The sequence below is a fragment of the Streptomyces subrutilus genome, from assembly GCF_001746425.1.
In the GTDB taxonomy this organism is placed as follows: Bacteria; Actinomycetota; Actinomycetes; order Streptomycetales; family Streptomycetaceae; genus Streptomyces; species Streptomyces subrutilus_A.
The window spans coordinates 5,239,764-5,262,589 of sequence record NZ_MEHK01000001.1 but is presented as its reverse complement, the minus strand read 5'-3'; the positions used below and the strand labels follow the sequence as shown (position 1 = coordinate 5,262,589).

Below are 22,826 nucleotides of genomic sequence, written 5' to 3'. Positions count from 1 at the left end.
ATGACGGGCGGGGCCGGTCCGGGCTCGGTCCGGCAGCGGACTGCTCAGGCCCGGGTTCCCTGGTCGCTGACGAGCGTGCCGATCTTCTCACCCTTGACGGCGCGGGCGATATTGCCCTCGGTGAGCAGCTCGAAGACGAGGATCGGCAGCTTGTTGTCACGGCACAGCGTGATGGCGGTGGCGTCCGCGACCTTCAGGTCGCGGGACAGGACCTCGCCGTACTCCAGCGCGTCGAACTTCACCGCGTCCGGGTTCTTCTTCGGGTCGGAGTCGTAGACCCCGTCGACCCCGTTCTTGCCCATGAGCAGGGCTTCGGCGTCGATCTCCAGGGCGCGCTGGGCGGCCGTGGTGTCGGTGGAGAAGTAGGGCATGCCCATGCCGGCGCCGAAGATGACGACGCGGCCCTTCTCCAGGTGCCGTACGGCGCGCAGCGGGATGTACGGCTCCGCGACCTGGCCCATGGTGATGGCGGTCTGCACGCGGGAGTCGATGCCCTCCTTCTCCAGGAAGTCCTGGAGCGCGAGGCAGTTCATCACGGTGCCGAGCATGCCCATGTAGTCGGACCGCGCCCGGTCCATGCCGCGCTGCTGGAGCTCGGCGCCGCGGAAGAAGTTTCCACCGCCGATCACGACGGCGATCTCCGCGCCGTCACGGACCACCGCGGCGATCTCGCGCGCGATGGCGTGGACGACGTCGGGGTCGACGCCCAGTCCTCTGCCACCCGAGAAGGCCTCGCCCGACAGCTTCAGCATGAAGCGGCGGCCCTTCTTGTCCTGGTCGCTCTTGTCGTCGGATGCGGTGTGGGGGTCCACGCCCTGATTCATGGAGATCTCCTCGTGCACATACGAAGAAGGCCATTGCCGGTGGGTCCTTGCGGTTCCCTCTGCGGCAATGGCCTCCTCGTCAGATCTGCGGTCGCCTCGCGCGAGCGCGGGTGACTGCCTCAGACCCTACCGGGGTCCGGTGTCCGTCGTGTACGGACGGACTCAGATGCCGACCTTGATGCGGGTGAAGCGCTTCAGGGTGACACCGGCCTCGTCCAGGACCTTCTGGACGGACTTCTTGTTGTCCAGCGCGTAGGCCTGGCCGAGCAGCGTGGCGTCCTTGAAGAAGCCGTTGACGCGACCCTCGACGATCTTCGCGATGGCGGCCTCGGGCTTGCCCTCCGCGCGGGTGACCTCTTCGGCGATGCGGCGCTCGGACTCCACCTTCTCGGCCGGGACGTCCTCGGCGGACAGCCACTGCGGGGCGAACGCGGCGATGTGCTGCGCGACGCCGCGGGCGACCTCCGCGTTCTCCTTGTCGAGCTCGACCAGGACGCCGATCTGGAACGGCAGGTCGGGCATCGTGCGGTGCATGTACGCGGCCACGTAACCGCCGGTGAACTGCGCGAAGCGGTCCAGGACGATCTTCTCGCCGAGGTTGGCGTTGGCCTCGTCGACGAAAGCGGTGACGGTCTTGCCGGGCTCGATCTCGGACGCGAGCAGCGCCTCGAGATCGGCCGGGGAGGTGGCGGCGACGTGCGCGGCCAGCTGGTTGGCGACGGCCAGGAACTTCTCACCCTTGGCGACGAAGTCGGTCTCGCACTTCAGCTCGACGATGACACCGGAGGTGTTGTCGTCGGCGATGAGGGAGACGACCGCACCGTTCTCGGCAGAACGGCCCTCGCGCTTGGCGACGCCCTTCTGACCCTTGATGCGGAGCGCTTCCTGGGCCTTGTCGACGTCACCGTCGGCGTCCACAAGCGCGTTCTTGCAGTCCAGCATGCCGGCGCCGGTGAGCTCGCGGAGCTTCTTGACGTCAGCGGCGGTGTAGTTCGCCATGAGTCTGTGATTCTCTCTCGAAGTCGTAGATCTACGGGTGAACGGCGGAGGCGCCGCGCTCGTGGCGCGGCTCCCCCGCCGTCATCGTCCGTGCTCTGAGTGCCCGGCGCGTGAACGCCGGACGCTCTCAGTGGGTCAGGCCTGCTCGGCGTCGGCGGCCGGGGCCTCGGTGGCGTCGGCGGCCGGGGCCTCGACAGCCTCGGCGGCCGGGGCCTCGACGGTCTCGGCGGCGGCCTCGGCCGGAGCGGCCTCAGCGGCGTCGTCGGCCTTCTTGTCGCCCTCGAGCAGGTCGCGCTCCCACTCGGCGAGCGGCTCGGCGGCGGCCTTCTCGCCCGGCTTCGAGTCGCCGGTCGCGGCGCCGGAGCGGGCGATGAGGCCCTCGGCGACGGCGTCGGCGATCACGCGGGTGAGCAGGGTGACGGAGCGGATCGCGTCGTCGTTGCCCGGGATCTTGTAGTCGACCTCGTCGGGGTCGCAGTTGGTGTCGAGGATCGCGACGACCGGGATGTGGAGCTTGCGCGCCTCACCGACGGCGATGTGCTCCTTCTTGGTGTCGACGATCCAGACGGCGCTGGGGACCTTCGACATCTCGCGGATACCACCGAGGGTCTTCTCCAGCTTGGTCTTCTCGCGGGAGAGGACCAGGAGCTCCTTCTTGGTGAGACCCGAGGCGGCGACGTCCTCGAAGTCGATCGCCTCAAGCTCCTTCAGACGCTGGAGGCGCTTGTAGACGGTGGAGAAGTTGGTGAGCATGCCACCCAGCCACCGCTGGTTGACGTACGGCATACCAACGCGCGTCGCCTGCTCGGCGATGGCCTCCTGGGCCTGCTTCTTGGTACCGATGAACATGATGGAGCCACCGTGCGCGACGGTCTCCTTCACGAACTCGTAGGCGCGGTCGATGTACGACAGCGACTGCAGCAGGTCGATGATGTAGATGCCGTTGCGCTCCGTGAAGATGAAGCGCTTCATCTTCGGGTTCCAACGGCGGGTCTGGTGACCGAAGTGGACGCCGCTCTCCAGCAGCTCCCGCATCGTGACGACGGCCATGGCCATCTCCTTGGTTTCTCGGTTTGGTTCCTGACGCCCCGCCGCGCCCTGCCCCCTGAAGGGACCGAGAGACGCTCTCACCTGGCCGTTTCCGGCTGGTGCTGGGGCGTGCGAAGTCGACCCGGTGACCCGGATCGCCACAAGAAGTGTACGGGACCCGGCGGTATGCCGGGTGACGCCGTTGTCCACACCGCGCGGTCTGTCCACAGGGCGCCCCGCCGGTCGGCCGGGGGCGGGACGCTGAGGCCATGACGACTCTGCTGCTCAGCCTGCTCATGGCCCTGGTCCAGGCCGCCGTTCCCGGGGTGCGCCCGCTGCCCGGGCCGCTGTCCGTGGCCCGCTGGTGGGATCCGCCGCCCACCCCCTACGCGGCCGGCCACCGCGGTGTGGACCTGTCCGCCCCCGTGGGCGCGGAGGTCCGCGCGGTCGGACCGGGCCGGGTGCACTACGCCGGCGAGGTCGCGGGCCGCGGAGTCCTCTCCCTGACCCTGCCGAACGGCTTGCGCACGACGTACGAGCCGGTCCGCGCGCTGGTCTCGGAGGGCGAGGCGGTCACGGCGGGCCAGGTGGTGGCGGTCCTGACGCGGGGATCCCACTGTCAGGCTCCCTGCCTGCACTGGGGCCTGCTGTCGGGCGAGGTCTACCTCAATCCCCTGGCCCTGCTGCCCCGCCCCACACCCCGCCTCCTGCCGGACCCCGGCCCCGCCGGCCCTCCGGGCGCGCGGGCCCCGGGGCGCTCGTGGGCCCGGGGACCTCAGCCCCCGACGCCCCGCAGGGCCATGGCGACGGCGGCCTCGGTGACGACCTCGGGATCCTCGGCGGCCCCCAGCTCGATCCGCCGGACCGCGGCGTCCACGACCCCCTGAAGCAGCATCGCGGCGAGCCTCGGCTCCGCCTGCCCCAGGGCGGCCAGGGCCTCGACGATCATCGCCACGAGCCCGCCGTGGGCCGCGCGGATCTTCTCCCGCGCCCCCGCGTCGAGCTCGCTCGCGGAGATGGCCACCACCGCGCGGTGCCGCCGGTCGCCGACCAGGCCCAGCTGGCTGCGCACATAGGCCTCGATCTTCGCCTCGGGCGACTCGGCCCGCTCCATGGCCGCCTCGATCTCGGCGGCCCACACGGGGAAGTCCACCGCGCACAGCTCTTCGACCACGGCCGCGCGGGAGCGGAAGTACTCGTACACGGAAGACCGGGCGAGCCCGGTGCGCTCCGCCAGGGCGGGGAAGGTCAGAGCCTCCGTCCCGCCTTCGGACAACAGGGAACGCGCGGCGTCCAACAGGGCGCCGCGCTGCATCGACCGGTGCTCGGCCACGGAGGCCGCTCGAATCCTGGGCACGTCTCCACTCTACGGAGGTGCCGCAAGCTCACCGCCCCACATCGGCGAGCTTCGCCCGCAGTTGGAGAACGGACTTGGTGTGGATCTGGCTGACCCGGCTCTCGGTGACGCCCAGCACGTTGCCGATCTCGGCCAGCGTGAGCCCCTCGTAGTAGTAGAGGGTGACCACCGTCTTCTCCCGCTCGGGAAGCGTGTTGATGGCCCGGGCCAGCAGCCGCCGCAGCTCCCGGTCCTCCGCCACCTCGACGGGGTTGTCGGCCGCGGTGTCCTCCAGGGTGTCCATCAGCGACAGGCGGTCGCCGCCCTCCCCGCCGGCGTGCAGGAGCTCCTCCAGGGCGACCACGTTGGCCAGGGACAGCTGGCTGAAGACCGTGTGGAGGTCCTCCACCCCGATCCCCATCTCCCCGGCGACCTCGCTCTCGGTCGGAGTGCGCCGCAGCTGGGCCTCGAGCGTGGCGTAGGCCCGCTCCACGGCCCGTGCCTTCTGCCGCACCGAGCGCGGGATCCAGTCCAGCGCGCGCAGCTCGTCGATCATGGCCCCGCGGATCCGGGTGATCGCGTACGTCTCGAACTTGATCGACCGTTCGATGTCGAACTTCTCGATGGCGTCGATCAGTCCGAAGACCCCGGAGGAGACGAAGTCGGCCTGCTCCACGTTGGGCGGCAGCCCCACGCTGACCCGGCCGGCCACGTACTTGACCAGCGGGGAGTAGTGCAGGATCAGCTGCTCCCGCAGCCGCTCGTCACCGGAGTCCTTGTACGAGCGCCAGAGCGCCTCCAGGGACGAGGGCGCGGTGGACCGCCCACTGCCGCGGGCAGCGGGGGGCACCGCAGCGCGGTCGGACCCTGAGGTGTGCTGGGGCATGCTTCGCCTTTGCCGGAGCCGGATTCCTTGGGAGCGTAGCGTGACGGAAGTGTCGCGGTGCGCGAAGAGTACGGGATGGCGCGGGGGCACAAGGGCGCCCCGACTCGCACGGGCGACCCGGGACCGGCGCCTGGCGCACGGTCCCGGCAACCGCCACCGGGAGGACCGCGTCTCTCATCGGTTTCACTCTTCCACCGGAACGCCCCAGGTCAACGACCGCCTCGCCGGGTGGCTCCGGTTCGTGTGCCGCCTCCGGCCGTCTGTCTGCTCAACTGCCAGCCGTCGCCCTGCCGTTCGACGAACCCCAGAGAGTGAAGTTCGTACAGTCTGCCGATGACTTCATCGGCGCCGTTGCCGCAGGCACGTGCCAGTTCCTCCGCCTGGACGGGACGCCCGGCCGGCAGCGCGTCGAGCACCCGGCCGGTCTCCCGGTCCAGCAGGTCCCTGGCGAGCACGGGCCCGCGCCGCTCGGGGGCCAGTTCGCCGATGGAGCCGACGAGTTCGACGACCTCCGCCGCGTCGCTGACGAGTACGGCCTCGCCCCGCAGCAGCTCGTGCACCCCGGCGGAGAGCCCGCTGGTGGCGGGGCCGGGGATGCCCATGGTGAACCTGCCGAGCTCCTGGGCCCGCCGGGCGGTGACCAGCGAGCCGCTGCGGTGGGCGGCCTCCACGACGACCGTGCCCCGGGTGAGGGCGGCGATGACCCGGTTGCGCAGGACGAACCGGCTCGGGGTGGGATGGCTGCCGGGTGGCAGCTCCCCCAGCACCAGCCCCTGGCCGGCGACCCGGCCGAGGAGCTCCGCGTGTCCGCGGGGATAGGCGACGTCCACCCCGCAGGCGAGCACGGCCGCGGTGGCGCCGCCCGAGGCGAGGGCCCCCCGGTGCGCGGCCCCGTCGATCCCGTACGCCGCTCCGGAGACGACGACCCAGCCCCGCTCGGCGAGCCCCGCGGCCAGGGTCTGCGCCATGTGCGCCCCGTACGGGGTACAGGCCCGGGCCCCGACCACGGCCACCGAGCGCAGCGCCCAGGTCCGCAGGTTCGGCCGGCCCCGCAGCCACAGGCCCACGGGCCGGGCGTCCCCGAGGTCGTCGAGCTGGGTGGGCCACTCCGCCGACCCGGGACACACGAACCGGCTGCCCGACCCGGCGGCCGCCGCCAGATCCCGCCGGGGGTCGGCCGACGCGGCCCGTCTGCGGTATCCGGCGAGCCGCTCGGCCCCCCCCCCCGCCGGAGCCCGCGCCTCGGTCCCGGTCAGCATGCGCATCAGCCCGACGGCGCCGTACTCCCGCAGCCAGCCCCCGCCCCGCTCGTCCCCGGGCTCCAGCACCCGCGTCAGCGCCGCCCTGGCCAGCAGCTCCTGCTCCTCGACCCCGCCCGAGGAAGCCCCGCCCCCGCCACCGGAGGCCCCCGGCGGCTCCGGGGCCTGCGCCCCCGTCACGGCCCGGCCCCCGCCGCCAGGGTCGCCCCGCGGGCGATGCCGGTGCGCAGCTCCAGGGCCACGGCCACGTCCAGCGCCTCGGGCCGGTCGCGCCCGCGCAGGTCGGCGACGGTCCAGGCGACCCGCAGCACCCGGTCCAGCCCGCGTGCGGTGAGCAGGCCGCGCTCCATGTCCCGCTCGGCCTGGGCCAGCGCTCCGGGGCCCGCCTGCCACCGGGCGCGCAGTTCCGGGCCGGGCACCTCGGAGTTGAGCCGCCACGGGGTGTCGGCGAGCCGGACCGCGGCACGGTCCCTGGCCTCCCGCACCCGGTCGGCCACCACCGCGGTGGACTCCCCCCGGCCGCCCTGCCCGAGCAGGTCGGACCGGGTCACGGGCTCGACCCCCACCCTCAGGTCCACCCGGTCGAGCAGCGGCCCGGACAGCCTGCCCTGATAGCGCCTGACCACCGAGGGCGGGCATTCGCACGACGACCCGTGCAGGGTGTGGCGCCCGCACGGGCACGGGTTCGCGGCGAGGACCATGAGGAACCGGGCCGGCAGCCGCACCACCCCGGCCGCCCGGGCGATGACCACGTGGCCCGATTCGAGGGGCTGCCGCAGGGCGTCGAGCGCCCGGCCGTGGAACTCGGCGGCCTCGTCCAGAAAGAGAACGCCTCGATGAGCCAGCGAGACGGCCCCCGGCCGCGGGATCCCGTTGCCGCCGCCCACCAGCGACTGCATGGTCGCCGAGTGGTGCGGTGCGCAGTAGGGCGGCCGGGCGACGAGCGGTTCGCCGGGCGGGAGGATGCCCGCCACCGAGTGGACGGCGGTGACCTCCACGGAGTCCTGGCGGCTGAGCGGCGGCAGGATCCAGGGCAACCGCTCGGCCAGCATGGTCTTGCCCGCCCCCGGCGGTCCGCTGAGGAACAGGTGGTGGCCCCCGCTCGCCGCCACTTCCAGGGCTCGGCGCGCGGTGTGCTGCCCGGCCACGTCGGCGAGGTCGGGGAAGTCCCCGGCGTCCCCCTGGCCGGAGCGGCCGTGCGCCAGGCCGGTGCCCAGGCCCGCCCCCGGGAGGACCAGGCCGGCCAGCATCGGGTCGGGGCGGCCGGGTGGGTCCGGCGGATCCTCCTCGGGAACCGGCTCGCCGGTCAGGACCGCGATCAGCTGGCGAAGGCTGCGCACGCCGAGCACCGCGACGTCCGGCACGAGCGCGGCCTCGGCTGCGCACTGCTGCGGGACCACCACCTGCCGGTAGCCGGCCTCGGCGGCGGCCAGGACCGCCGGGAGGATGCCGCGGACCGGACGCACCCGGCCGTCCAGCCCGAGCTCGCCGATCAGGACGAGATCGGCGATCGCGCCCGGGTCGACCACCTCGGCGGCGCCGAGCACGGCCGCCGCCACGGCCAGGTCGAAACCCGCCCCGGATTTCGGGACGGAGGCCGGGCTGAGCCCGACCGTGAGCTTCTTCTGCGGCCAGACCGCACCCGAATTGACCACGGCGGCCCGCACCCGGTCCCGGCTCTCGACCAGGGTCTTGTCCGGCAGCCCCACGAGGGTGAAGGCCGCGACCCCGGGCTCCAGGTCGGCCTGGACCTCCACCACCACGCCGTCGACCCCCACCAGGGCCACCGAACACGCTCGGGCGAATCCCATCAGGCCACCCCCCTGACGTGCTCCACCACGGGCGCACCGCGCCGTGGCAGCAGGATTCCGACCAGGTCGATGCGCACCCCGCCGGGCGGCGGTCCGCCGTGGTCGGCGAGCCAGCGCCCGGCGAGCACCCGTAAGCGCTCGGCCTTGCGCGGCCGCACCGCGGCCATGGGATGCTCGAAGGCCCCCGTCCGGCGGGTCTTCACCTCGCACACGACGAGGGCGTCACCGTCCCGGGCGACGATGTCGATCTCCCCGCCGCGGCACCGCCAGTTCCGCGCGATCACGGTCATCCCGGCCTCGGCCAGCCGGCGTGCCGCGAGCTCCTCGCCGTACCGCCCCAATGCCTGCTGTGCCACGCCCTTCGCGTTCATCCGGCACCACCTCCGGTACCGACGATCGCGCGCCCCCGCCCCCCTTGTGGATCTTGGTGGACAACTCCGCCGTTGTGGATAACCCGGTCACCCGTACGGCGGAGGAAACAGCGGAGGAAACCGGCAGAGGGGACCAGCGGAGGAAACCGGCGGAGGGAACTAGCTGCCCGGCAGTTCGAGGTCGCTCTTGTTGAGCTCCTCGATGTTCACGTCCTTGAACGTCAGCACCCGCACCTGCTTCACGAACCGGGCCGGCCGGTACATGTCCCAGACCCAGGCGTCGGCCATGGAGACCTCGAAGAAGACCTCCCCCTGGACCGAGTGCACCTGCATCTCGTAGTCGTTGGTGAGGTAGAAGCGGCGTTCGGTCTCGATCACGTACTTGAACAGCCCGACGACGTCGCGGTACTCCCGATAGAGCTTCAGCTCCATCTCGGTCTCGTACTTTTCGAGGTCCTCGGCACTCATGGCATGTTCCCCTTCAGCCGTGCGTCCCCCCATTGTGCGCCAGGCCCCCGTGCCCCTGGACGATTTCCGGGGCCAGGACCACCGGCGCACCCGGAGGACCGTCGTCGAGCAGCGTACGGAGCAGCTCGGCGAGTCTGGTCGGGTACACCGTCTCACGCGCCGAGAGAAGTTCCTCGGAGGTCCACCACCTGGCTCCGGTGACACTGCGCCGCTCCAGCTCGGTGAGCCCTCCCGGCTCGGTGTCCGTCTGGGCGGTTCGCGCCAGGAAGTACCACTCGTCCTGTTCCCACCGGCGCCCGTCGAAGGGGAAGGAGCAGTACCGGTGCCACAGCACCGGCCCGAGATCCACCTGTGTGATCCCCGTCTCCTCGGCGAGTTCCCGCAGCGCCGCCTGCTCCCGGCTCTCGCCGTCCTCGAGGCCGCCGCCGGGGGTGAACCACCAGTCGTCCGCGGGGTCCGCCGGCTCGAAGCCGTGCAGGAGCAGGATCCGGTCCGACGGGTCCAGCAGGATCAGCCGCGACACCTTGCGGGGGCCGGGGGCCGCGGTCCCCGACGGGTCAGCGGTCACCGGCCCGCTCCCGCCGCCCGCGCCCCAGGAGCCGTACGAGGGGCCCGTAGGCGCCGCCCAGCAACACCAGCGCGGCGCCGGCCGCCACGGCCGCGAGCTGGAGGCGCAGCGGCCCGTGCGGGGAGGTCCCGCCGGGCAGCGCCGCGTAGGTACGGGGCCGCTCCAACATCGCCATGGAGGGCCAGGCCACGGCGTCGACACGGGCGCTCACGGTGGACCGGGGCACGGTGCCCTGACCGGCGTCCTGGAGGTGGGACCGGGAGTCGACGGAGGCGGCCCGGCGGTCACCGAGCAGGAAGAGGTTCCCCTCGGGGACCGTCACCTCGAAGGGGGTCCCGGGGGCGGGCGCCTGCCCCGGCGGCATCGCCAGGCCCGAGTCGGGCCCGGCGAGGTCGGCGTACGGCTCGTCGAGGGCGGTGCCGTTCACGGTGAGCGCGCCGCCCGCTCCGCAGCACTTCACGGTGTCGCCGCCGATGCCGACGACCCGCTTGAGCATGGGCAGATCGCTCCACATGGAATCAGTAAAGATGACGACGTCTCCCCGGCGCACCTCGCCGCCGTCGATGCGCTGGGCCAGCACCCGGTCCCCGGGCAGCACCGTGGGCATCATCGAGTCGGTGGGCACGGTGTAGGGCCGGTAGACCAGCGCCCCCCACACGAAACCGCCGAGGAAGAGCACGAAGCCGAGGGCCACGGCGACGCCCGACAGTACGTTGCCGAGGCCGCCGTGGCCGTCCTTGCCACCGCGTATTTCCTGTGTTCCGCCCATTGCAGCGCCCCCACGTCGGAGATCGTCGACCTGGGCGGCACCCTACCGGGCGGTACGGCCCGTGGTCAGCCTCCGCCGGCGCCACAGGACGAGCGGCACGGCGCCCGTGAGTCCGAGGGCGGCCGGAGCCGCCCCGACCGCCGCCGGCCCGGCGGCGCCGAGGCCGAGCGCGGTCGCCGCGGCCTGGTTGCCGATGCCCGGCTGGTCGAAGGTGTCCGGGATCGGCAGGGTGGACCAGCGGGTGATCGGCCACGCGACCACGACGGCCCGCCCGACGACCTTGTCGACCGGCACGAAGCCCTGGGTGGAGTCCTGCATGTGGTAGCGGGAGTCCTGGGAGTTCTGGCGGTGGTCGCCCATCACCCAGATCTTGCCCTCGGGCACGGTGAGCGGCCCGAAGGGGGCGTCGTCGCAGGCGGTGTTGCCGGGGAAGATGTACGGCTCGTCGAGCTCCTTGCCGTTGACGACGACCGGCCCCCCCTTCTTGCACTCGACCGTGTCACCGCCGATGGCGATGGTCCGCTTGATCAGGTCCTTCTCGGAGGCGTCCGGCATCAGGCCGATCTTGCTGAGGACCTTCTGCGCGAGGTTGGGCTCCGGCGTGGGCTCGCCGGACAGCCAGTTCGCCGGGTCGTGGAAGACGACGACCTCGCCCCGCTCGGGTTCGGTGCCGAACCACGGGGTCAGCTTGTCCACGAGCACCCGGTCCCCGCGCTGCAGGGTGTTCTGCATCGAGTCGGACGGGATCGAGAACGCCTGCACGAGGAAGGTCTTGATCAGCAGGGCCAGCAGCAGCGCGATGCCGATCAGGAGCGGCAGCTCCTTCCAGAAGGACCGGTGCGGGCGCGCCTTGGCGCCGCTGTCCTCCTCGGCCTCGTGCTCGACGGCGTCGTCCGGCCGCTCCTCACCCTCGTCGCGTCCGGATCGTGCGCCTACCGCCACGTCCCCCACATCCACTCCTCACTCGGTTTCGCCGCCCGCTCCGAACCGGAAGACGGGCCCTCCCCTCCCTTAACGAGCGGGAGTTCCCTAAGGCGCGGGAGATCCAGGACACACTATGCGAACGGCAGGGCCCGACGGCGCCGACGACGCCCGTGTGCCTCGCGCCTCGCCTGATCGGGAACCATCCGGAAGGTCGCGGGCGTGTCCAGCCGGCGCCAGTGTCCGAACGGCCATGCGATCACCACGGCCTCGCCCACGACCTCGTCCTCGTCGATGGTGCCCTCGAAGGCCTCGTCGAGGTGGAAGCGGGAGTCGGAGGAGTTCGCCCGGTGGTCGCCCATCACGAAGAGCCTGCCCGCCGGCACCCGCACCTCGAAGCGGATCTCCGAGGGCGCGTTGCCCGCGTTCACGTACGGCTCATCGAGCGGCGAGCCGTTGACGGTGACCCGCCCCCGCGCGTCGCAGCACTTGACGGTGTCCCCGCCGACGCCGATGACGCGCTTGATCAGGTCCTGCTCGTCCGCCGAGGGCAGCAGGCCGATGAAGGTGAGGGTCTGCTTGATCTGCTTGACCCCGACGGGGTCCGGGGCCGGCCGCGCGGCGTCGGCCTTGAGCCAGCCGCCGGGGTCCTTGAACACGACGACGTCGCCGCGCTCGACCTCGGAGCCGAACCACGGGGTCAGCTTGTCCACCAGCACGCGGTCGCCGATCCGGATGGTCTGCTCCATCGAACCCGACGGGATGAAGAAGGCCTGCACCAGGAAGGTCTTGAGGAGCAGCGCAATGCACAGCGCCACGACCACCAGCAGGGGCAGCTCGCCGGCCCGGCGCGTGCGCCGCCGCCGCCGCACCCGGCGGGCCGTCCGGCGCCGCTCGGCCCGGCCGCCCTCCACCACGACGGGTTCCGGCTCCGGCTCGGGTCCGGGCTCGGGTTCCCGCCCGCCGCGCGGGCGCCCGCGACTACCCATGGCCGCCGCCGACCTTGCCCCAGCGCGTAACGGGCCAGCCGATCCACCCGGCCCGCCCGATCACCTTCTCCACCGGCACCATCCCCCCGCCCGGTTCTCCCAGGTGGTCCCGCGAATCCCGGGACTGGGACCGATGATCACCCATGACCCACAGGGTCCCAAGGGGTACGACGATCCGGAAGGGCACCTTCGAGGGCGCGTCGCCCGGGTGGAGGTACGGCTCCTCCAGCGGGACGCCGTTGACCACGATCCGTCCCCGGGCGTCGCAGCACACCACGTCGTCGCCGCCGACGCCCACGACCCGCTTGACGAAGTCGGTGTCGGAGGGCTCCGCGAGCCCCAGGGCCGAAGCAGCGCCGTGCAGCAGCTCGCCGACCGGATGGCCCGCCGGGCGCTCCCGTACGAAGGACCCGGTGCCGTCGAAGACCACCACGTCACCGCGGCGCGGCTGCTCGCCGAAGCGGTACGCCAGCTTGTCGACCAGCACCCGGTCGCCGACCTGGAGCGTCGGCTGCATGGAGCGGCTCGGGATCAGGAAGGGCTGGACCACGAAATTGCCGAGCAGCAGCAGGAAGACGGCGCAGATGACACCGAGCGCTCCGGCCCGTCGCCAGGTCAGGGGGCGCAGGGCGGCGGAAAACACGAAACGCGACCGCCCCTCCCCCTCGCCGGGGGAAGAGTGGCCGCGCTGCGTGTGAGGTGCTTCGGTGTCCATCGGGGGCGAGCCTATCCGGCCGCCCCCGGGACCCGGAGGGGACCTTACTTGTCGCGCTTCTCCTTGATCTTCGCGGCCTTGCCGCGGAGCTCACGGAGGTAGTACAGCTTGGCGCGGCGCACGTCACCGCGGGTGACGAGCTCGATCTTCTCGAAGATCGGGGAGTGGACCGGGAAGGTACGCTCCACGCCGACGCTGAAGGAGACCTTGCGCACGGTGAAGGTCTCGGAGACACCGGCGCCCTGGCGGCGGATGACGACACCCTTGAACTGCTGGATACGGGAGCGGTTGCCCTCGATCACGCGGACGTGCACGTTGATCGTGTCACCCGGGCGGAAGGCCGGGACGTCCGAGCGGAGTGTGGCGGCGTTGACGCCATCGAGCAGGTGAGACATGTTCTTCGTCTGCTTTCTTCGCACGACGCCACAGGTCGCCGGTGCGGGTTTCCGTAGAGAATTCGGGAGCCGTGACACTCGGCGGGCGACGGTCCCCCTGTGGCAGGGGCGTCCGCGAGCACACAGCAGCCGCCTATTCTTCCACGGTCTGGGGCCTACGCCAAAATCGGCCGTCGGCCGACGGCGTCCAGCCCAGGATGGACAGGATCTCCCGGTCCTTCTTGTCGAAGGCGGAGGCCTCGCAGCGCTCGATCAGGTCCGGGCGGTTGCGGGCGGTGCGGCGGAAGGCCTCGTCCCGCCGCCAGCGGGCGATCTTCCCGTGGTGGCCGCTGAGCAGCACGTCCGGGATGCCCCGGCCGCGCCACTCGGGGGGCTTGGTGTAGACGGGCCCCTCCAGCAGGTTCGCCATCGCGCCGGGGGCGAAGGAGTCGTCGCGGTGCGATTCGGCGTTGCCGAGCACCCCGGGCAGCAGCCGGGCCACGGCCTCGGTGACGACCAGCACGGCGGCCTCGCCGCCCGCCAGGACGTAGTCCCCGATGGAGACCTCGTACACCGGCATGCGCGTTGCGTACTCGTCCGTCACGCGGCGGTCGATGCCCTCGTAGCGGGCCGGGGTGAAGATCAGCCAGGGCCGCTCGGAGAGCTCGACGGCCAGTTCCTGGGTGAAGGGCCGGCCGCTGGGGGTGGGGACGACCATGACGGGCCCGTGCGCGCCCGCCTCGTAGCCGTCGGCCAGCGCCGCGTCCAGGGCCTCGCCCCACGGCTCGGTCTTCATGACCATGCCGGGGCCGCCGCCGTACGGGGTGTCGTCGACCGTGTTGTGCCGGTCGTAGGTCCAGTCCCGCAGGTCGTGGACGTGCACGTCGAGCCGGCCGCGGGCGCGCGCCTTGCCGACGAGGGAGACGTTCAGCGGTTCCAGGTACTCGGGGAAGATCGTGACGACGTCGAGACGCATCAGGCGTCGTCCCCGGACCCCTGGGCGTCCTCGTCACGGTTGGAGGCGATGACGGCTTCGCGCTCGTCGATCAGCCCGGGCGGCGGGGTGATGACGCAGCGCTGCTCCTCCAGGTCGATCTCGGCGACGATCTCCTCCACGAACGGGATCATCACCTCGGAGCCGTCCGGCCGCTCGACGATGAAGAGGTCCTGCGAGGGCAGGTGGGAGATCTCGGTGATCCGGCCGATCTCGGTGCCGTCCGCCAGGACGACGTCGAGGTCCATCAGCTGGTGGTCGTAGTACTCGTCGGGCTCCTCCGGCAGCTCCGCCGGGTCCACGTCCGCGATCAGCAGGATGTTGCGCAGGGCCTCGGCGCCGGTGCGGTCCTTGACGCCCTCGAAGCGCAGCAGGAGCCGGCCGCTGTGCACCCGGCCGGTCTCGATGGCCAGCGGTCCGGCCGACGCCGGTTCGGTCCGGAGCACGGCGCCGGGACTGAGCCTGAGTTCCGGCTCGTCGGTGCGCACCTCGACGGTGACCTCACCCTTGATGCCGTGGGCGCGGCCGATCCGCGCGACTACCAACTCCACCTTGATCTCCTGTTCGAACGACGACGGGCCGGGGCGGGCACGAATGCCCTCCCCGGCCCGTGCCGGTGATTCACGCTTCTAGCAAACCGGGTCTCAGCGGACCTGGTCCACGTCGACGAGGTCGACGCGAATCCCCCGGCCGCCGATGGCGCCCACGACGGTACGCAGCGCACGTGCGGTGCGGCCGTTGCGGCCGATCACCTTCCCGAGGTCGTCGGGGTGAACCCGGACCTCGAGCACCTGTCCGCGGCGCAGGTTGCGCGAGGCGACCTGCACGTCGTCGGGGTTGTCCACAATGCCCTTCACGAGGTGCTCAAGAGCCTCCTCGAGCATGCTCAGGCCTCGGTCGACTCGGCGGCGGCCTCAGCCTCGTCCGCCTTCTTGTCGGCCTTCTTCGCCTTCTGCGTGATGGCCTCGCCCTTGGCGTCGCCACCCTCGAGGGCCTTGGCGAACTCGTCGAAGGAGCGGCGCTTGCTCTCCTTCGTCTCCGGCTGCAGCAGCGGCGCGGGGGCGGGGAGGCCCTTGTGGGCCTGCCAGTCACCGGTCAGCTTCAGGATGGCGAGCACAGCCTCGGTGGGCTGGGCGCCGACGGACAGCCAGTACTGCGCACGCTCGGCGTTGACCTCGATGCGCGACGGGTTGTAGGTCGGGTGGTAGATACCGATCTCTTCGATCGCGCGACCGTCCCGGCGGGTGCGGGCGTCGGCGACGACGATGCGGTAGTGCGGCTGGCGAATCTTGCCGAGGCGCTTGAGCTTGATCTTGACTGCCACTGGAGTGGTGTCTCCTGAACTTGACGTGGTTGGGCACATGAGATGCCACGTGGGGTTGCGGTACTCGGGTGCCCGATGGACGCGTCAGCCGGAGGAGAGAGGGGTCCTATGCGACTGTCGAGTACAGCTAGCCATTGTGCCATACGTGTGCGGCGCTGCCGAGCGGGGTGGTCCGGCCCCCGCGGGCCGGCCCGCACCCCGCCGCGGCGTCGTACCGGGGTCGCCCGCGGGCTCGGCCGCGGCTCCGCCCACTCGGTCCGGTGGCGGAGGTCTCAGGAGGCGGCCGCGACCGCTACCTCGGGGATGCGGAAGGGCTTCATGCAGCCGCCGCAGACGATCGGCGCCTGGGCCAGTACGGAAGGGACCACCCGGACGTTGCGCCCGCAGTCGCAGACCGCCTTGACGCGTACCCCGCCGCCGGAGGAGCCGTGCCGGGCGGCCGGTCCGCGGAAGCTGCGCTTGGTGTCGGCGGCCGTGGCGGCCGTGTGCGCCTTCAGTGCGCGCTGCAGCCGCTCGATGGTGGGCCGGTAGCGCCGCTTCGCCTCGGGATTGAGCGCGACCAGCGAGAAGCCGCTGCTCGCGTGGGGCTCCTCGGAGTGGTCCAGTCCCATCTCCTCGGCGATCGCGAGGAATCTGCGGTTGTGGTAGCGGCCGGCGCGCGAGGTGTCGCGGACACCGCGGGCGGCGGCGATGCCGTGGACTGCCTCGTGCAGCAGTCGCTCGAAGGAGAGCTCGGCGCCACAGGCGGACGAGGACTCTCCGATCAGGGACTCGGGCGCGGCAAGGTCAGGCAGCTCGGAGTGGTACCGCTGAATGTCGGCCCACGCCTGCGCCAGCTCTGCGGCGAGAACAGGTGGTGTCGTGCTCACGTCGTGACAACGAGCCGGGGTGCCCCGGTGTTCCGATTCCGGGCCATTCCAAATTTTTTGCACGTACCAGTCAGTTCAGTCTCATGCGTCCCGACGAGGACGGGTGCGCCGATCCCAGGAGAAGTCGGTACGTAACGACGAGTACGCCCCGCCGCGCGGCGCAGGCCGCGCGCCGGGGCGCACAAGCGGATCGGCGATTCAGCGGATCAGCGGATCAGCGGATCAGTACGAGCGCGCGACGATCGCGAGCGTACCGGGAGCGTCGTCCGTCTCCGGAACCGACCCGTCCGCGGCGATCAGGCAGCGCACGGAGACGGCCTGCTCGGCCAGCTTCGCCTCGCCCTCCGGGCCCAGGTCCGCCCACGGGATGCGCGCCCAGCCGCCGGCGATGGCGGCCTCGGCGGCCTCCTCGATGGTCGAGACGTCCGAGGTGCGGGCCTCGCGGCGCTCGCGGGACTCGCGCAGCAGCTGCGCCTGGTCCTCGTCGAGCACCTTGGGCAGCAGGTCGGCGAGTGCGTCGATCCGCACCGGGGTCTTCCCGCCCGGGATCCGGCGGGCCAGCATCGCGGTGCCGGCCTCCAGGTCGCGGGGGCCGATCTCGATGCGCACCGGTACGCCCTTGAGCTCCCAGTCCACGGCGCGGCGGCCGAAGGGGGTGTCGACGCGGTCGTCGACCTGCACGCGGAGGCCGGCGGCCTTCAGCTGTGCGCCCAGCTCGCGGACCGCTCCGACGGCCTCGTCACCCTTGATCGCCATGACGACGACCTGGACGTGGGCGAGGCGCGGCGGAACGCGCAGGCCGTTGTCGTCGCCGTGGGACATGATCAGGCCGCCGACCATGCGGGTCGAGACGCCCCACGAGGTCTGCCAGACGAGCTCCTGCTTGCCTTCCTTCGACAGGTACTGGGTGTTGAAGGCCTTGGCGAAGTTGGTGCCGAGCTCGTGGCTCGTACCCAGCTGCAGGGCCTTGCCGTCGCCCATCATGCCCTCGAGGGTGAGGGTGTTGATGGCTCCGGCGAAGCGCTCCTTGGCGGTCTTGCGGCCGAGCACGACGTCGATGCCGAGCACGTTCGTCATGAAGTCGCCGTAGACGTCCGTGTGGATCCGGGCGGCGTAGTCGCGGGCGTCCTCGTACGTGGCGTGGGCGGTGTGGCCCTCCTGCCAGAGGAACTCGCTCGTCCGGAGGAACACGCGGGGGCGCATCTCCCAGCGCACCACGTTGGCCCACTGGTTGATGAGCAGGGGCAGGTCCCGGTAGCTCTGGACCCACTTCGAGAAGTAGTCGTTGATGATCGTCTCGGAGGTGGGCCGGACGACGACCGGCTCTTCCAGCTCCTTGCCGCCGCCGTGCGTGACGACCGCGAGCTCGGGGGCGAAGCCCTCGACGTGCTCGGCTTCCTTCGTCAGGTACGACTGCGGGATGAACAGCGGGAAGTAAGCGTTCTGGGCGCCCGCGTCCTTGATGCGCGCGTCCATCTCCTGCTGCATCCGCTCCCACAGGCCGTAGCCGTACGGTCGGATGACCATGGTGCCGCGGACCGGACCGTTGTCGGCCAGCTCGGCCTTGTTGATCAGATCCTGGTACCAGCGGGGGAAATCCTCCGCCTGCGGGGTGAGAACGGGTGCCTTTGCCATGGCGCGAATGGTACGGCGCCCGGCGCGCCCAGCGTGAATCGGGTGGCTCGTTCCTCTGGACGCGGAGGCCGATGGGGAGTTCTCTGTCAACGGGGGCAAGGGGGCGACATGGAATCAGGAGCGCTCTTTCGATGACACCGACGCCGACCGCGACGCTCGTCGCCCGGGACTGGGCCGAGATCCAGGAACGGATGCTGGTACCGCTGTACGAGGCGGTCTACGACCGGCTGGAGGTCGGGCCGGGAGACCGGCTGCTGGGCCTCGGCTGCGGGGCCGGCCTGCCCCTGCTGCTCGCGGCCGGGCGGGGAGCCGCGGCCACCGGCGTGGAGGCGGATCCGGCCCGGCGGGCACTGGCCCGCGAGCGGCTCCTGGAGGTGCTGGCGGCTCCGCCGTCCGCGCCGGGGGGCGCGCCGGCCGACGGGCCGTACGACGCCCTGCTGGCCTTCTCGCCCGACCCGGCGGCGCTGGAGCGGGCCCTGCCCGCGGTCCGGCGCGGCGGGGCGGTGGTGCTGGCCGACTGGGGCCCGGCGGAGCGGTGCACCGTGCCCGCGGTCCTGGGCGGCGGTCCCGTGCCGCGGGACCTGGACGCGCTCCTGGAGCGGGCCGGGCTGCGGCCGGACGGGTCGGGGCGGGTGTTCTGCCCGTTCGGCTACGCGGACGTGGACAGCGCGGTGCGCGGGCTGCTGTCGACGGGGCTGTACCCGGTCGCGGGCACCGGTGGCTCCACCCGGGCCGAGGGCGCCGCGCCCCTCGGGATGGCCGATCCCGCGCTGGCGGAGAAGGAGCTGGCGGTCGCCCTTCACCCGTACGAGCGGCCCGACGGGGCCGTTTGGCTGCCGAACATCTTCCGGTATGTGATCGCCCGGGTGGCATAGGCCGTCTCGTCACCGTGGCGTCGCGGGCCAGGCGCCACTTCGACGACAGGGCCTGGCCGGCCGCGGTCATGCGGGGTCGTGGCCCTTCGTCAGGCGGGTGATGCCGGCGGCGGCGTAGGCGGCCGATTCGTCCAGAGTCTCGTTGGCGAGGAGGGCCTCGGCCAGGGCGTCGAGTTTCGGGCGGTTCTCGCGCAGCAGGCGGCAGGCCTCCACGTAGCACTCGTCGACGATCCGCCGCATCTCGTGGTCCACGGCGTCGAGCGTGGTGGGGGCGGCGGACAGGCCGTAGGGGCCGGCGCCGTCGGACGGGATGGCGGTGAGCTTGCCGACGCGGTCGCTCATGCCCCAGCGGCCGACCATGCCGCGGGCGATGTTGGTGACCTGTTCGAGGTCGTTCTCCGCGCCCGTGGTGATGACGTCGTAGACCACGTGCTCGGCGGCCATGCCGCCGAGCGCCCCGATGATGCGGCCGCGCAGGTACGGCTCGGTGTAGGCGTACCGGTCGGCGTCCGGGGTCGAGAGGGTGACGCCGAGGGCGCGGCCGCGGGGCACGATGGTGATCTTGCGGACCGGATCGGCGCCCGGCTGGAGCATGCCCAGGAGGGCGTGGCCGCTCTCGTGGTAGGCCGTGCGGCGGCGCTCCTCCAGCGGCATGACCAGGGAGCGCTCCGCACCGAGCTGGACCTTCTCCAGGGCGTCGGACAGGTCGGACTGGGTGACCTGGTCCTGCCGTCGCTTGACGGCGAGCAGCGCGGCCTCGTTGGCCAGGTTCGCCAGTTCGGCGCCGGTCATGCCGGGGGTGGTGCGGGCCACCTGTGCCAGGTCGACGCCCGGGGCGAGCGGGATGTCCCGGGTGTGGATGCGCAAAATCGCCTCGCGCCCGCCCCGGTCGGGCGGGGAGACGACCACCGTGCGGTCGAAGCGGCCGGGCCGGGTGAGGGCGGGGTCCAGGACGTCCGCGCGGTTGGTGGCGGCGAGGACGACCACCCCTTCGGAGCCCGAGAAGCCGTCCATCTCGGTGAGGATCTGGTTGAGGGTCTGTTCGCGTTCGTCGTGGCCGCCCATGGTCCCGCCGCCGCGCACGCGTCCGATGGTGTCGATCTCGTCGATGAAGATGATCGCGGGGGCCACCTTGCGGGCCTCGGTGAACAGTTCGCGGACCCGGGAGGCGCCGACTCCGACGATCATCTCGATGAACTCGGAGGCGGAGGCGGAGAAGAACGGCACCCCGGCCTCGCCCGCCACCGCGCGGGCGAGCAGGGTCTTTCCCGTACCGGGCGGGCCGGACAGCAGGACGCCGCCGGGCATCCGGGCGCCCAGCTTCCGGTAGGCCTGGGGGTTCTTCAGGAAGTCGACGACGTCGTTGAGCTCGCCCTCGACCTCGTCGATGCCCGCCACGTCCGCGAAGGTGGTGCGCGGGGCGCCCTGGTCGAGCTCCACCGGCTTGGGCGGCGCCTTGCGGCCCAGCCCGCCCATGGCGCCGCCCATCCCCGCGCTCATCCGGCGGGCGACGAACACCCACAGCAGGACCAGGAGCAGCATCGGGGCGAGGGAGAGCAGGAGGTTGGCCAGGAAGCTGCGCTGCACGACGACCGGGGAGGCGGTCACGTTCACGTTCTGCTTGGTGAGGTTCGCCCACAGCTCGTCGTCGGCGAAGGCGGGGCGCTGGGTGACGAACTTGGTGTAGTCGCCCTTGTCCCCGTCGGGCATCGGCTGCTCGGCTTTGAGCTGGCCCTGGATCGCGTCGCCCTTGGAGTAGATCTTCGAGACGTTGCCGGCCGCGACCTGCTTGCTGAACTCGGTGTACGAGATGGTCGGCTCGTCCCCCTCGTTGAAGAAGGACAGCACCAGGTTGGTGATCAGGTACACGATCAGGGCGGTGAGGATCAACCCGCGCCAGCCGCCCGGCATCCGCTTCTTCGGCGGAGGCGTGGGCGGCGCGCCCTCGGAGCGCCAGGGCGTGTCGGCCCGGTCGCGGGGCGGTACGGGGGTGGGGGTGGGCACGGGGCGCCTCCTTCTGCCGTCCTCCCGGCAGACGATAAGCGACAAATGCCCCCATTGCCCCTGCGGAAAGCGGAGGGCCCCGACCGTGCTGCCACGGCCGGGGCCCTGCGCCCACCTCCTGCGCGGGTGCTACTTCATGAACTTCTTGAACTCGTCCGGGAGGTCGAAGTCCTGACCCGGCTGACCGCCGCCGGCCGGAAGGCCGAACGGGTTGGCCCCCGGCGCGGGCTCGACCGCCTGCGGGCCCTGCTCGCGGCGGGCCGCCGCGGCGGCCTCCTCTTCCCTGCGCTTCATCGGGTTGCCGCTCTTGCGCTTGCCCTTGGCCTGCTTGACCTGCTTCTTCTGCCGGCCGGGGCCGCCGCCCATCCCGGGGATGCCGGGCATGCCCGGCATGCCGCCGCCCTGGGCCATGCGGGACATCATCTTGCGGGCGTCGAAGAACCGCTCCACGAGCGACTTGACCGCGCTGACCTCGGTGCCGGAGCCCTTGGCGATACGGGCGCGGCGCGAGCCGTTGATGATCGTGGGGTCCTGGCGCTCGGCCGGGGTCATCGACTTGATGATCGCGGCGGTGCGGTCCACGTCGCGCTCGTCGATGTTGTTGATCTGGTCCTTGATCTGCCCCATGCCGGGCAGCATGCCGAGCAGCTTGGAGATGGAGCCCATCTTGCGGACCTGCTCCATCTGGGCCAGGAAGTCGTCGAGCGTGAACTCCTTGGGGCCCTTCTGCAGCTTGGCCGCCATCTTCTCGGCTTCGGCCTGGCTGAAGGTCTTCTCGGCCTGCTCGATGAGGGTGAGCATGTCACCCATGTCGAGGATCCGGCCCGCCATGCGGTCCGGGTGGAAGGCGTCGAACTCGTCGAGCTTCTCGCCGTTCGAGGCGAACATGATCTGCTTGCCGGTGACGTGCGCGATGGAGAGCGCGGCACCACCGCGGGCGTCGCCGTCGAGCTTCGAGAGCACGACGCCGTCGAAGCCGACGCCGTCGCGGAAGGCCTCGGCGGTGTTGACCGCGTCCTGACCGATCATGGCGTCGACGACGAAGAGGATCTCGTCGGGGCTGACGGCGTCGCGGATGTCCGCGGCCTGCCGCATCAGCTCCTGGTCGATGCCGAGGCGGCCGGCGGTGTCGACGATGACGATGTCGTGCTGCTTGGTGCGCGCGTACTCGATCGAGTCCTTGGCGACCTGGACCGGGTCACCGACGCCGTTGCCCGGCTGGGGGCCGTAGAAGGCCACGCCCGCGCGGTCGGCGACGACGGAGAGCTGGTTGACGGCGTTGGGGCGCTGGAGGTCGCAGGCGACCAGGAGCGGGGTGTGGCCCTGCCCCTTCAGCCACAGGCCGAGCTTTCCGGCGAGGGTGGTCTTACCGGCACCCTGGAGACCGGCCAGCATGATGACGGTGGGGGCGGTCTTGGCGAAACGCAGCCGCCGGGTCTCGCCGCCGAGGATCGTGACGAGCTCGTCGTTGACGATCTTGAGGACCTGCTGGCCCGGGTTCAGGGCCTTGCTGACCTCTTCGCCGCGCGCGCGTTCCTTGACGTTCGCGATGAAGGAGCGCACGACCGGGAGGGCGACGTCGGCCTCGAGGAGGGCGATACGGATTTCCCGGGCCGCTGCGTCGATGTCAGCCTCGGACAGCCGGCCTTTGCCGCGCAGGCCCTTGAAGGTATTCGCCAAGCGGTCGGAGAGCGTATCGAACACGGTGGTCGCGATTCCTCGGGTCGGGGGCGTGGTGGTCGTCCCCCAGGGTATCGGGCCGCGCCGCGCGCCGAACCCTGCGGTCCGATCCCGGATGCCGGAATC

General features: G+C 71.8%; 25 protein-coding genes. 2 read left to right on the top strand and 23 right to left on the bottom strand.

Annotation, left to right across the window (positions count from 1 at the left end):
* Nucleotides 1-44 precede the first annotated feature (44 nt).
* The 3 genes from pyrH to rpsB all read right to left on the bottom strand — a co-directional run bounded on the left by pyrH (nt 45) and on the right by rpsB (nt 2,873).
* A complete protein-coding gene (pyrH, locus tag BGK67_RS24845; RefSeq protein WP_069924089.1) occupies nt 45-824 on the bottom strand; it encodes a UMP kinase in 780 nt (259 codons plus the stop codon).
* Nucleotides 825-986: 162 nt separating this feature from the next.
* Entirely contained in the window at nt 987-1,823 is an 837-nt protein-coding gene (gene tsf, locus BGK67_RS24840; RefSeq protein ID WP_069922149.1) for a translation elongation factor Ts, read from the bottom strand.
* A 135-nt stretch (nt 1,824-1,958) separates the two neighbouring features.
* Nucleotides 1,959-2,873: a 30S ribosomal protein S2 gene (rpsB, locus tag BGK67_RS24835; protein WP_069922148.1), complete on the bottom strand. Its 915-nt coding sequence runs from the start codon at nt 2,871-2,873 to the stop codon at nt 1,959-1,961.
* A 248-nt stretch (nt 2,874-3,121) separates the two neighbouring features.
* On the opposite strand from rpsB, the gene BGK67_RS36500 reads away from it, so the two are divergent.
* Nucleotides 3,122-3,739 (top strand): peptidoglycan DD-metalloendopeptidase family protein, encoded by a 618-nt coding sequence (locus BGK67_RS36500; RefSeq protein WP_107488850.1) that lies wholly within the window; start codon nt 3,122-3,124, stop codon nt 3,737-3,739.
* Here BGK67_RS36500 and BGK67_RS24830 read toward each other — a convergent pair.
* The 18 genes from BGK67_RS24830 to proS all read right to left on the bottom strand — a co-directional run bounded on the left by BGK67_RS24830 (nt 3,628) and on the right by proS (nt 18,141).
* Entirely contained in the window at nt 3,628-4,185 is a 558-nt protein-coding gene (locus BGK67_RS24830; RefSeq protein ID WP_079154359.1) for a TetR/AcrR family transcriptional regulator, read from the bottom strand. The genes BGK67_RS36500 and BGK67_RS24830 overlap by 112 nt on opposite strands.
* A gap of 52 nt (nt 4,186-4,237) precedes the next feature.
* Complete coding sequence (gene whiG / locus BGK67_RS24825; RefSeq protein ID WP_069922147.1) at nt 4,238-5,074, bottom strand: RNA polymerase sigma factor WhiG; 837 nt, start codon at nt 5,072-5,074, stop codon at nt 4,238-4,240.
* Nucleotides 5,075-5,283: 209 nt separating this feature from the next.
* Nucleotides 5,284-6,513: a DNA-processing protein DprA gene (gene dprA, locus BGK67_RS24820; protein WP_069922146.1), complete on the bottom strand. Its 1,230-nt coding sequence runs from the start codon at nt 6,511-6,513 to the stop codon at nt 5,284-5,286.
* The gene (locus BGK67_RS24815) at nt 6,510-8,144 is read right to left on the bottom strand and encodes a YifB family Mg chelatase-like AAA ATPase (RefSeq protein WP_069922145.1); all 1,635 of its coding nucleotides are present in this window, start codon (nt 8,142-8,144) and stop codon (nt 6,510-6,512) included. The genes dprA and BGK67_RS24815 overlap by 4 nt, the downstream gene beginning before the upstream one ends.
* A complete protein-coding gene (locus BGK67_RS24810) occupies nt 8,144-8,515 on the bottom strand; it encodes a YraN family protein (protein ID WP_069922144.1) in 372 nt (123 codons plus the stop codon). Before BGK67_RS24810 ends, BGK67_RS24815 begins: the two co-directional genes overlap by 1 nt.
* Before the next feature lie 159 nt (nt 8,516-8,674).
* Entirely contained in the window at nt 8,675-8,983 is a 309-nt protein-coding gene (locus BGK67_RS24805) for a DUF2469 domain-containing protein (RefSeq protein ID WP_005311352.1), read from the bottom strand.
* Nucleotides 8,984-8,996: 13 nt separating this feature from the next.
* Nucleotides 8,997-9,551, bottom strand: coding sequence for an NUDIX hydrolase (locus BGK67_RS24800; RefSeq protein WP_069922143.1), 555 nt, complete (start codon nt 9,549-9,551; stop codon nt 8,997-8,999).
* Nucleotides 9,541-10,320 carry a signal peptidase I gene (lepB, locus tag BGK67_RS24795; protein WP_069922142.1) on the bottom strand — a complete coding sequence of 260 codons (780 nt, stop codon included), beginning with the start codon at nt 10,318-10,320 and terminating at the stop codon, nt 9,541-9,543. Before lepB (BGK67_RS24795) ends, BGK67_RS24800 begins: the two co-directional genes overlap by 11 nt.
* 42 nt (nt 10,321-10,362) lie before the next feature.
* Complete coding sequence (lepB, locus tag BGK67_RS24790; protein WP_079154656.1) at nt 10,363-11,262, bottom strand: signal peptidase I; 900 nt, start codon at nt 11,260-11,262, stop codon at nt 10,363-10,365.
* 113 nt (nt 11,263-11,375) lie between these two features.
* The gene (gene lepB / locus BGK67_RS24785) at nt 11,376-12,230 is read right to left on the bottom strand and encodes a signal peptidase I (RefSeq protein WP_079154358.1); all 855 of its coding nucleotides are present in this window, start codon (nt 12,228-12,230) and stop codon (nt 11,376-11,378) included.
* Nucleotides 12,223-12,945, bottom strand: a complete 723-nt coding sequence (gene lepB / locus BGK67_RS24780; RefSeq protein WP_069922140.1) for a signal peptidase I — start codon at nt 12,943-12,945, stop codon at nt 12,223-12,225. Before lepB (BGK67_RS24780) ends, lepB (BGK67_RS24785) begins: the two co-directional genes overlap by 8 nt.
* A gap of 44 nt (nt 12,946-12,989) precedes the next feature.
* Nucleotides 12,990-13,340, bottom strand: a complete 351-nt coding sequence (rplS, locus tag BGK67_RS24775) for a 50S ribosomal protein L19 (protein WP_069922139.1) — start codon at nt 13,338-13,340, stop codon at nt 12,990-12,992.
* 133 nt (nt 13,341-13,473) lie between these two features.
* Entirely contained in the window at nt 13,474-14,295 is an 822-nt protein-coding gene (gene trmD, locus BGK67_RS24770) for a tRNA (guanosine(37)-N1)-methyltransferase TrmD (RefSeq protein ID WP_069922138.1), read from the bottom strand.
* On the bottom strand, nt 14,295-14,864 hold the full coding sequence (rimM, locus tag BGK67_RS24765) for a ribosome maturation factor RimM (protein ID WP_069922137.1): 570 nt from the start codon (nt 14,862-14,864) through the stop codon (nt 14,295-14,297). The genes trmD and rimM overlap by 1 nt, the downstream gene beginning before the upstream one ends.
* 93 nt (nt 14,865-14,957) lie before the next feature.
* Nucleotides 14,958-15,197: an RNA-binding protein gene (locus BGK67_RS24760; protein WP_007266827.1), complete on the bottom strand. Its 240-nt coding sequence runs from the start codon at nt 15,195-15,197 to the stop codon at nt 14,958-14,960.
* 2 nt (nt 15,198-15,199) lie between these two features.
* Nucleotides 15,200-15,637: a 30S ribosomal protein S16 gene (gene rpsP, locus BGK67_RS24755; RefSeq protein WP_031144168.1), complete on the bottom strand. Its 438-nt coding sequence runs from the start codon at nt 15,635-15,637 to the stop codon at nt 15,200-15,202.
* Between the two features lie 272 nt (nt 15,638-15,909).
* Entirely contained in the window at nt 15,910-16,506 is a 597-nt protein-coding gene (locus BGK67_RS24750; RefSeq protein ID WP_069922136.1) for a hypothetical protein, read from the bottom strand.
* A 222-nt stretch (nt 16,507-16,728) separates the two neighbouring features.
* Nucleotides 16,729-18,141 (bottom strand): proline--tRNA ligase, encoded by a 1,413-nt coding sequence (gene proS, locus BGK67_RS24745; RefSeq protein WP_069922135.1) that lies wholly within the window; start codon nt 18,139-18,141, stop codon nt 16,729-16,731.
* Between the two features lie 131 nt (nt 18,142-18,272).
* On the opposite strand from proS, the gene BGK67_RS24740 reads away from it, so the two are divergent.
* On the top strand, nt 18,273-19,016 hold the full coding sequence (locus BGK67_RS24740; protein ID WP_069922134.1) for a methyltransferase type 11: 744 nt from the start codon (nt 18,273-18,275) through the stop codon (nt 19,014-19,016).
* A gap of 66 nt (nt 19,017-19,082) precedes the next feature.
* On the opposite strand, the gene ftsH is transcribed toward BGK67_RS24740, so the two are convergent.
* Nucleotides 19,083-21,020, bottom strand: coding sequence for an ATP-dependent zinc metalloprotease FtsH (ftsH, locus tag BGK67_RS24735; protein WP_069922133.1), 1,938 nt, complete (start codon nt 21,018-21,020; stop codon nt 19,083-19,085).
* A gap of 129 nt (nt 21,021-21,149) precedes the next feature.
* A complete protein-coding gene (ffh, locus tag BGK67_RS24730; RefSeq protein ID WP_069922132.1) occupies nt 21,150-22,724 on the bottom strand; it encodes a signal recognition particle protein in 1,575 nt (524 codons plus the stop codon).
* Nucleotides 22,725-22,826 lie beyond the last annotated feature (102 nt).

Bases quoted from the DNA above. Each gene is read 5' to 3' on its own strand.
- lepB (WP_069922140.1), bottom strand. From the start codon at position 12,945: ATGGACACCGAAGCACCTCACACGCAGCGCGGCCACTCTTCCCCCGGC.
- BGK67_RS24815 (WP_069922145.1), bottom strand. From the start codon at position 8,144: ATGGGATTCGCCCGAGCGTGTTCGGTGGCCCTGGTGGGGGTCGACGGC.
- pyrH (WP_069924089.1), bottom strand. From the start codon at position 824: ATGAATCAGGGCGTGGACCCCCACACCGCATCCGACGACAAGAGCGAC.
- BGK67_RS24805 (WP_005311352.1), bottom strand. From the start codon at position 8,983: ATGAGTGCCGAGGACCTCGAAAAGTACGAGACCGAGATGGAGCTGAAG.
- whiG (WP_069922147.1), bottom strand. From the start codon at position 5,074: ATGCCCCAGCACACCTCAGGGTCCGACCGCGCTGCGGTGCCCCCCGCT.
- BGK67_RS36500 (WP_107488850.1), top strand. From the start codon at position 3,122: ATGACGACTCTGCTGCTCAGCCTGCTCATGGCCCTGGTCCAGGCCGCC.
- tsf (WP_069922149.1), bottom strand. From the start codon at position 1,823: ATGGCGAACTACACCGCCGCTGACGTCAAGAAGCTCCGCGAGCTCACC.
- trmD (WP_069922138.1), bottom strand. From the start codon at position 14,295: ATGCGTCTCGACGTCGTCACGATCTTCCCCGAGTACCTGGAACCGCTG.
- proS (WP_069922135.1), bottom strand. From the start codon at position 18,141: ATGGCAAAGGCACCCGTTCTCACCCCGCAGGCGGAGGATTTCCCCCGC.
- rplS (WP_069922139.1), bottom strand. From the start codon at position 13,340: ATGTCTCACCTGCTCGATGGCGTCAACGCCGCCACACTCCGCTCGGAC.
- lepB (WP_069922142.1), bottom strand. From the start codon at position 10,320: ATGGGCGGAACACAGGAAATACGCGGTGGCAAGGACGGCCACGGCGGC.
- rpsB (WP_069922148.1), bottom strand. From the start codon at position 2,873: ATGGCCGTCGTCACGATGCGGGAGCTGCTGGAGAGCGGCGTCCACTTC.
- BGK67_RS24810 (WP_069922144.1), bottom strand. From the start codon at position 8,515: ATGAACGCGAAGGGCGTGGCACAGCAGGCATTGGGGCGGTACGGCGAG.
- lepB (WP_079154358.1), bottom strand. From the start codon at position 12,230: ATGGGTAGTCGCGGGCGCCCGCGCGGCGGGCGGGAACCCGAGCCCGGA.
- BGK67_RS24760 (WP_007266827.1), bottom strand. From the start codon at position 15,197: ATGCTCGAGGAGGCTCTTGAGCACCTCGTGAAGGGCATTGTGGACAAC.
- BGK67_RS24740 (WP_069922134.1), top strand. From the start codon at position 18,273: ATGACACCGACGCCGACCGCGACGCTCGTCGCCCGGGACTGGGCCGAG.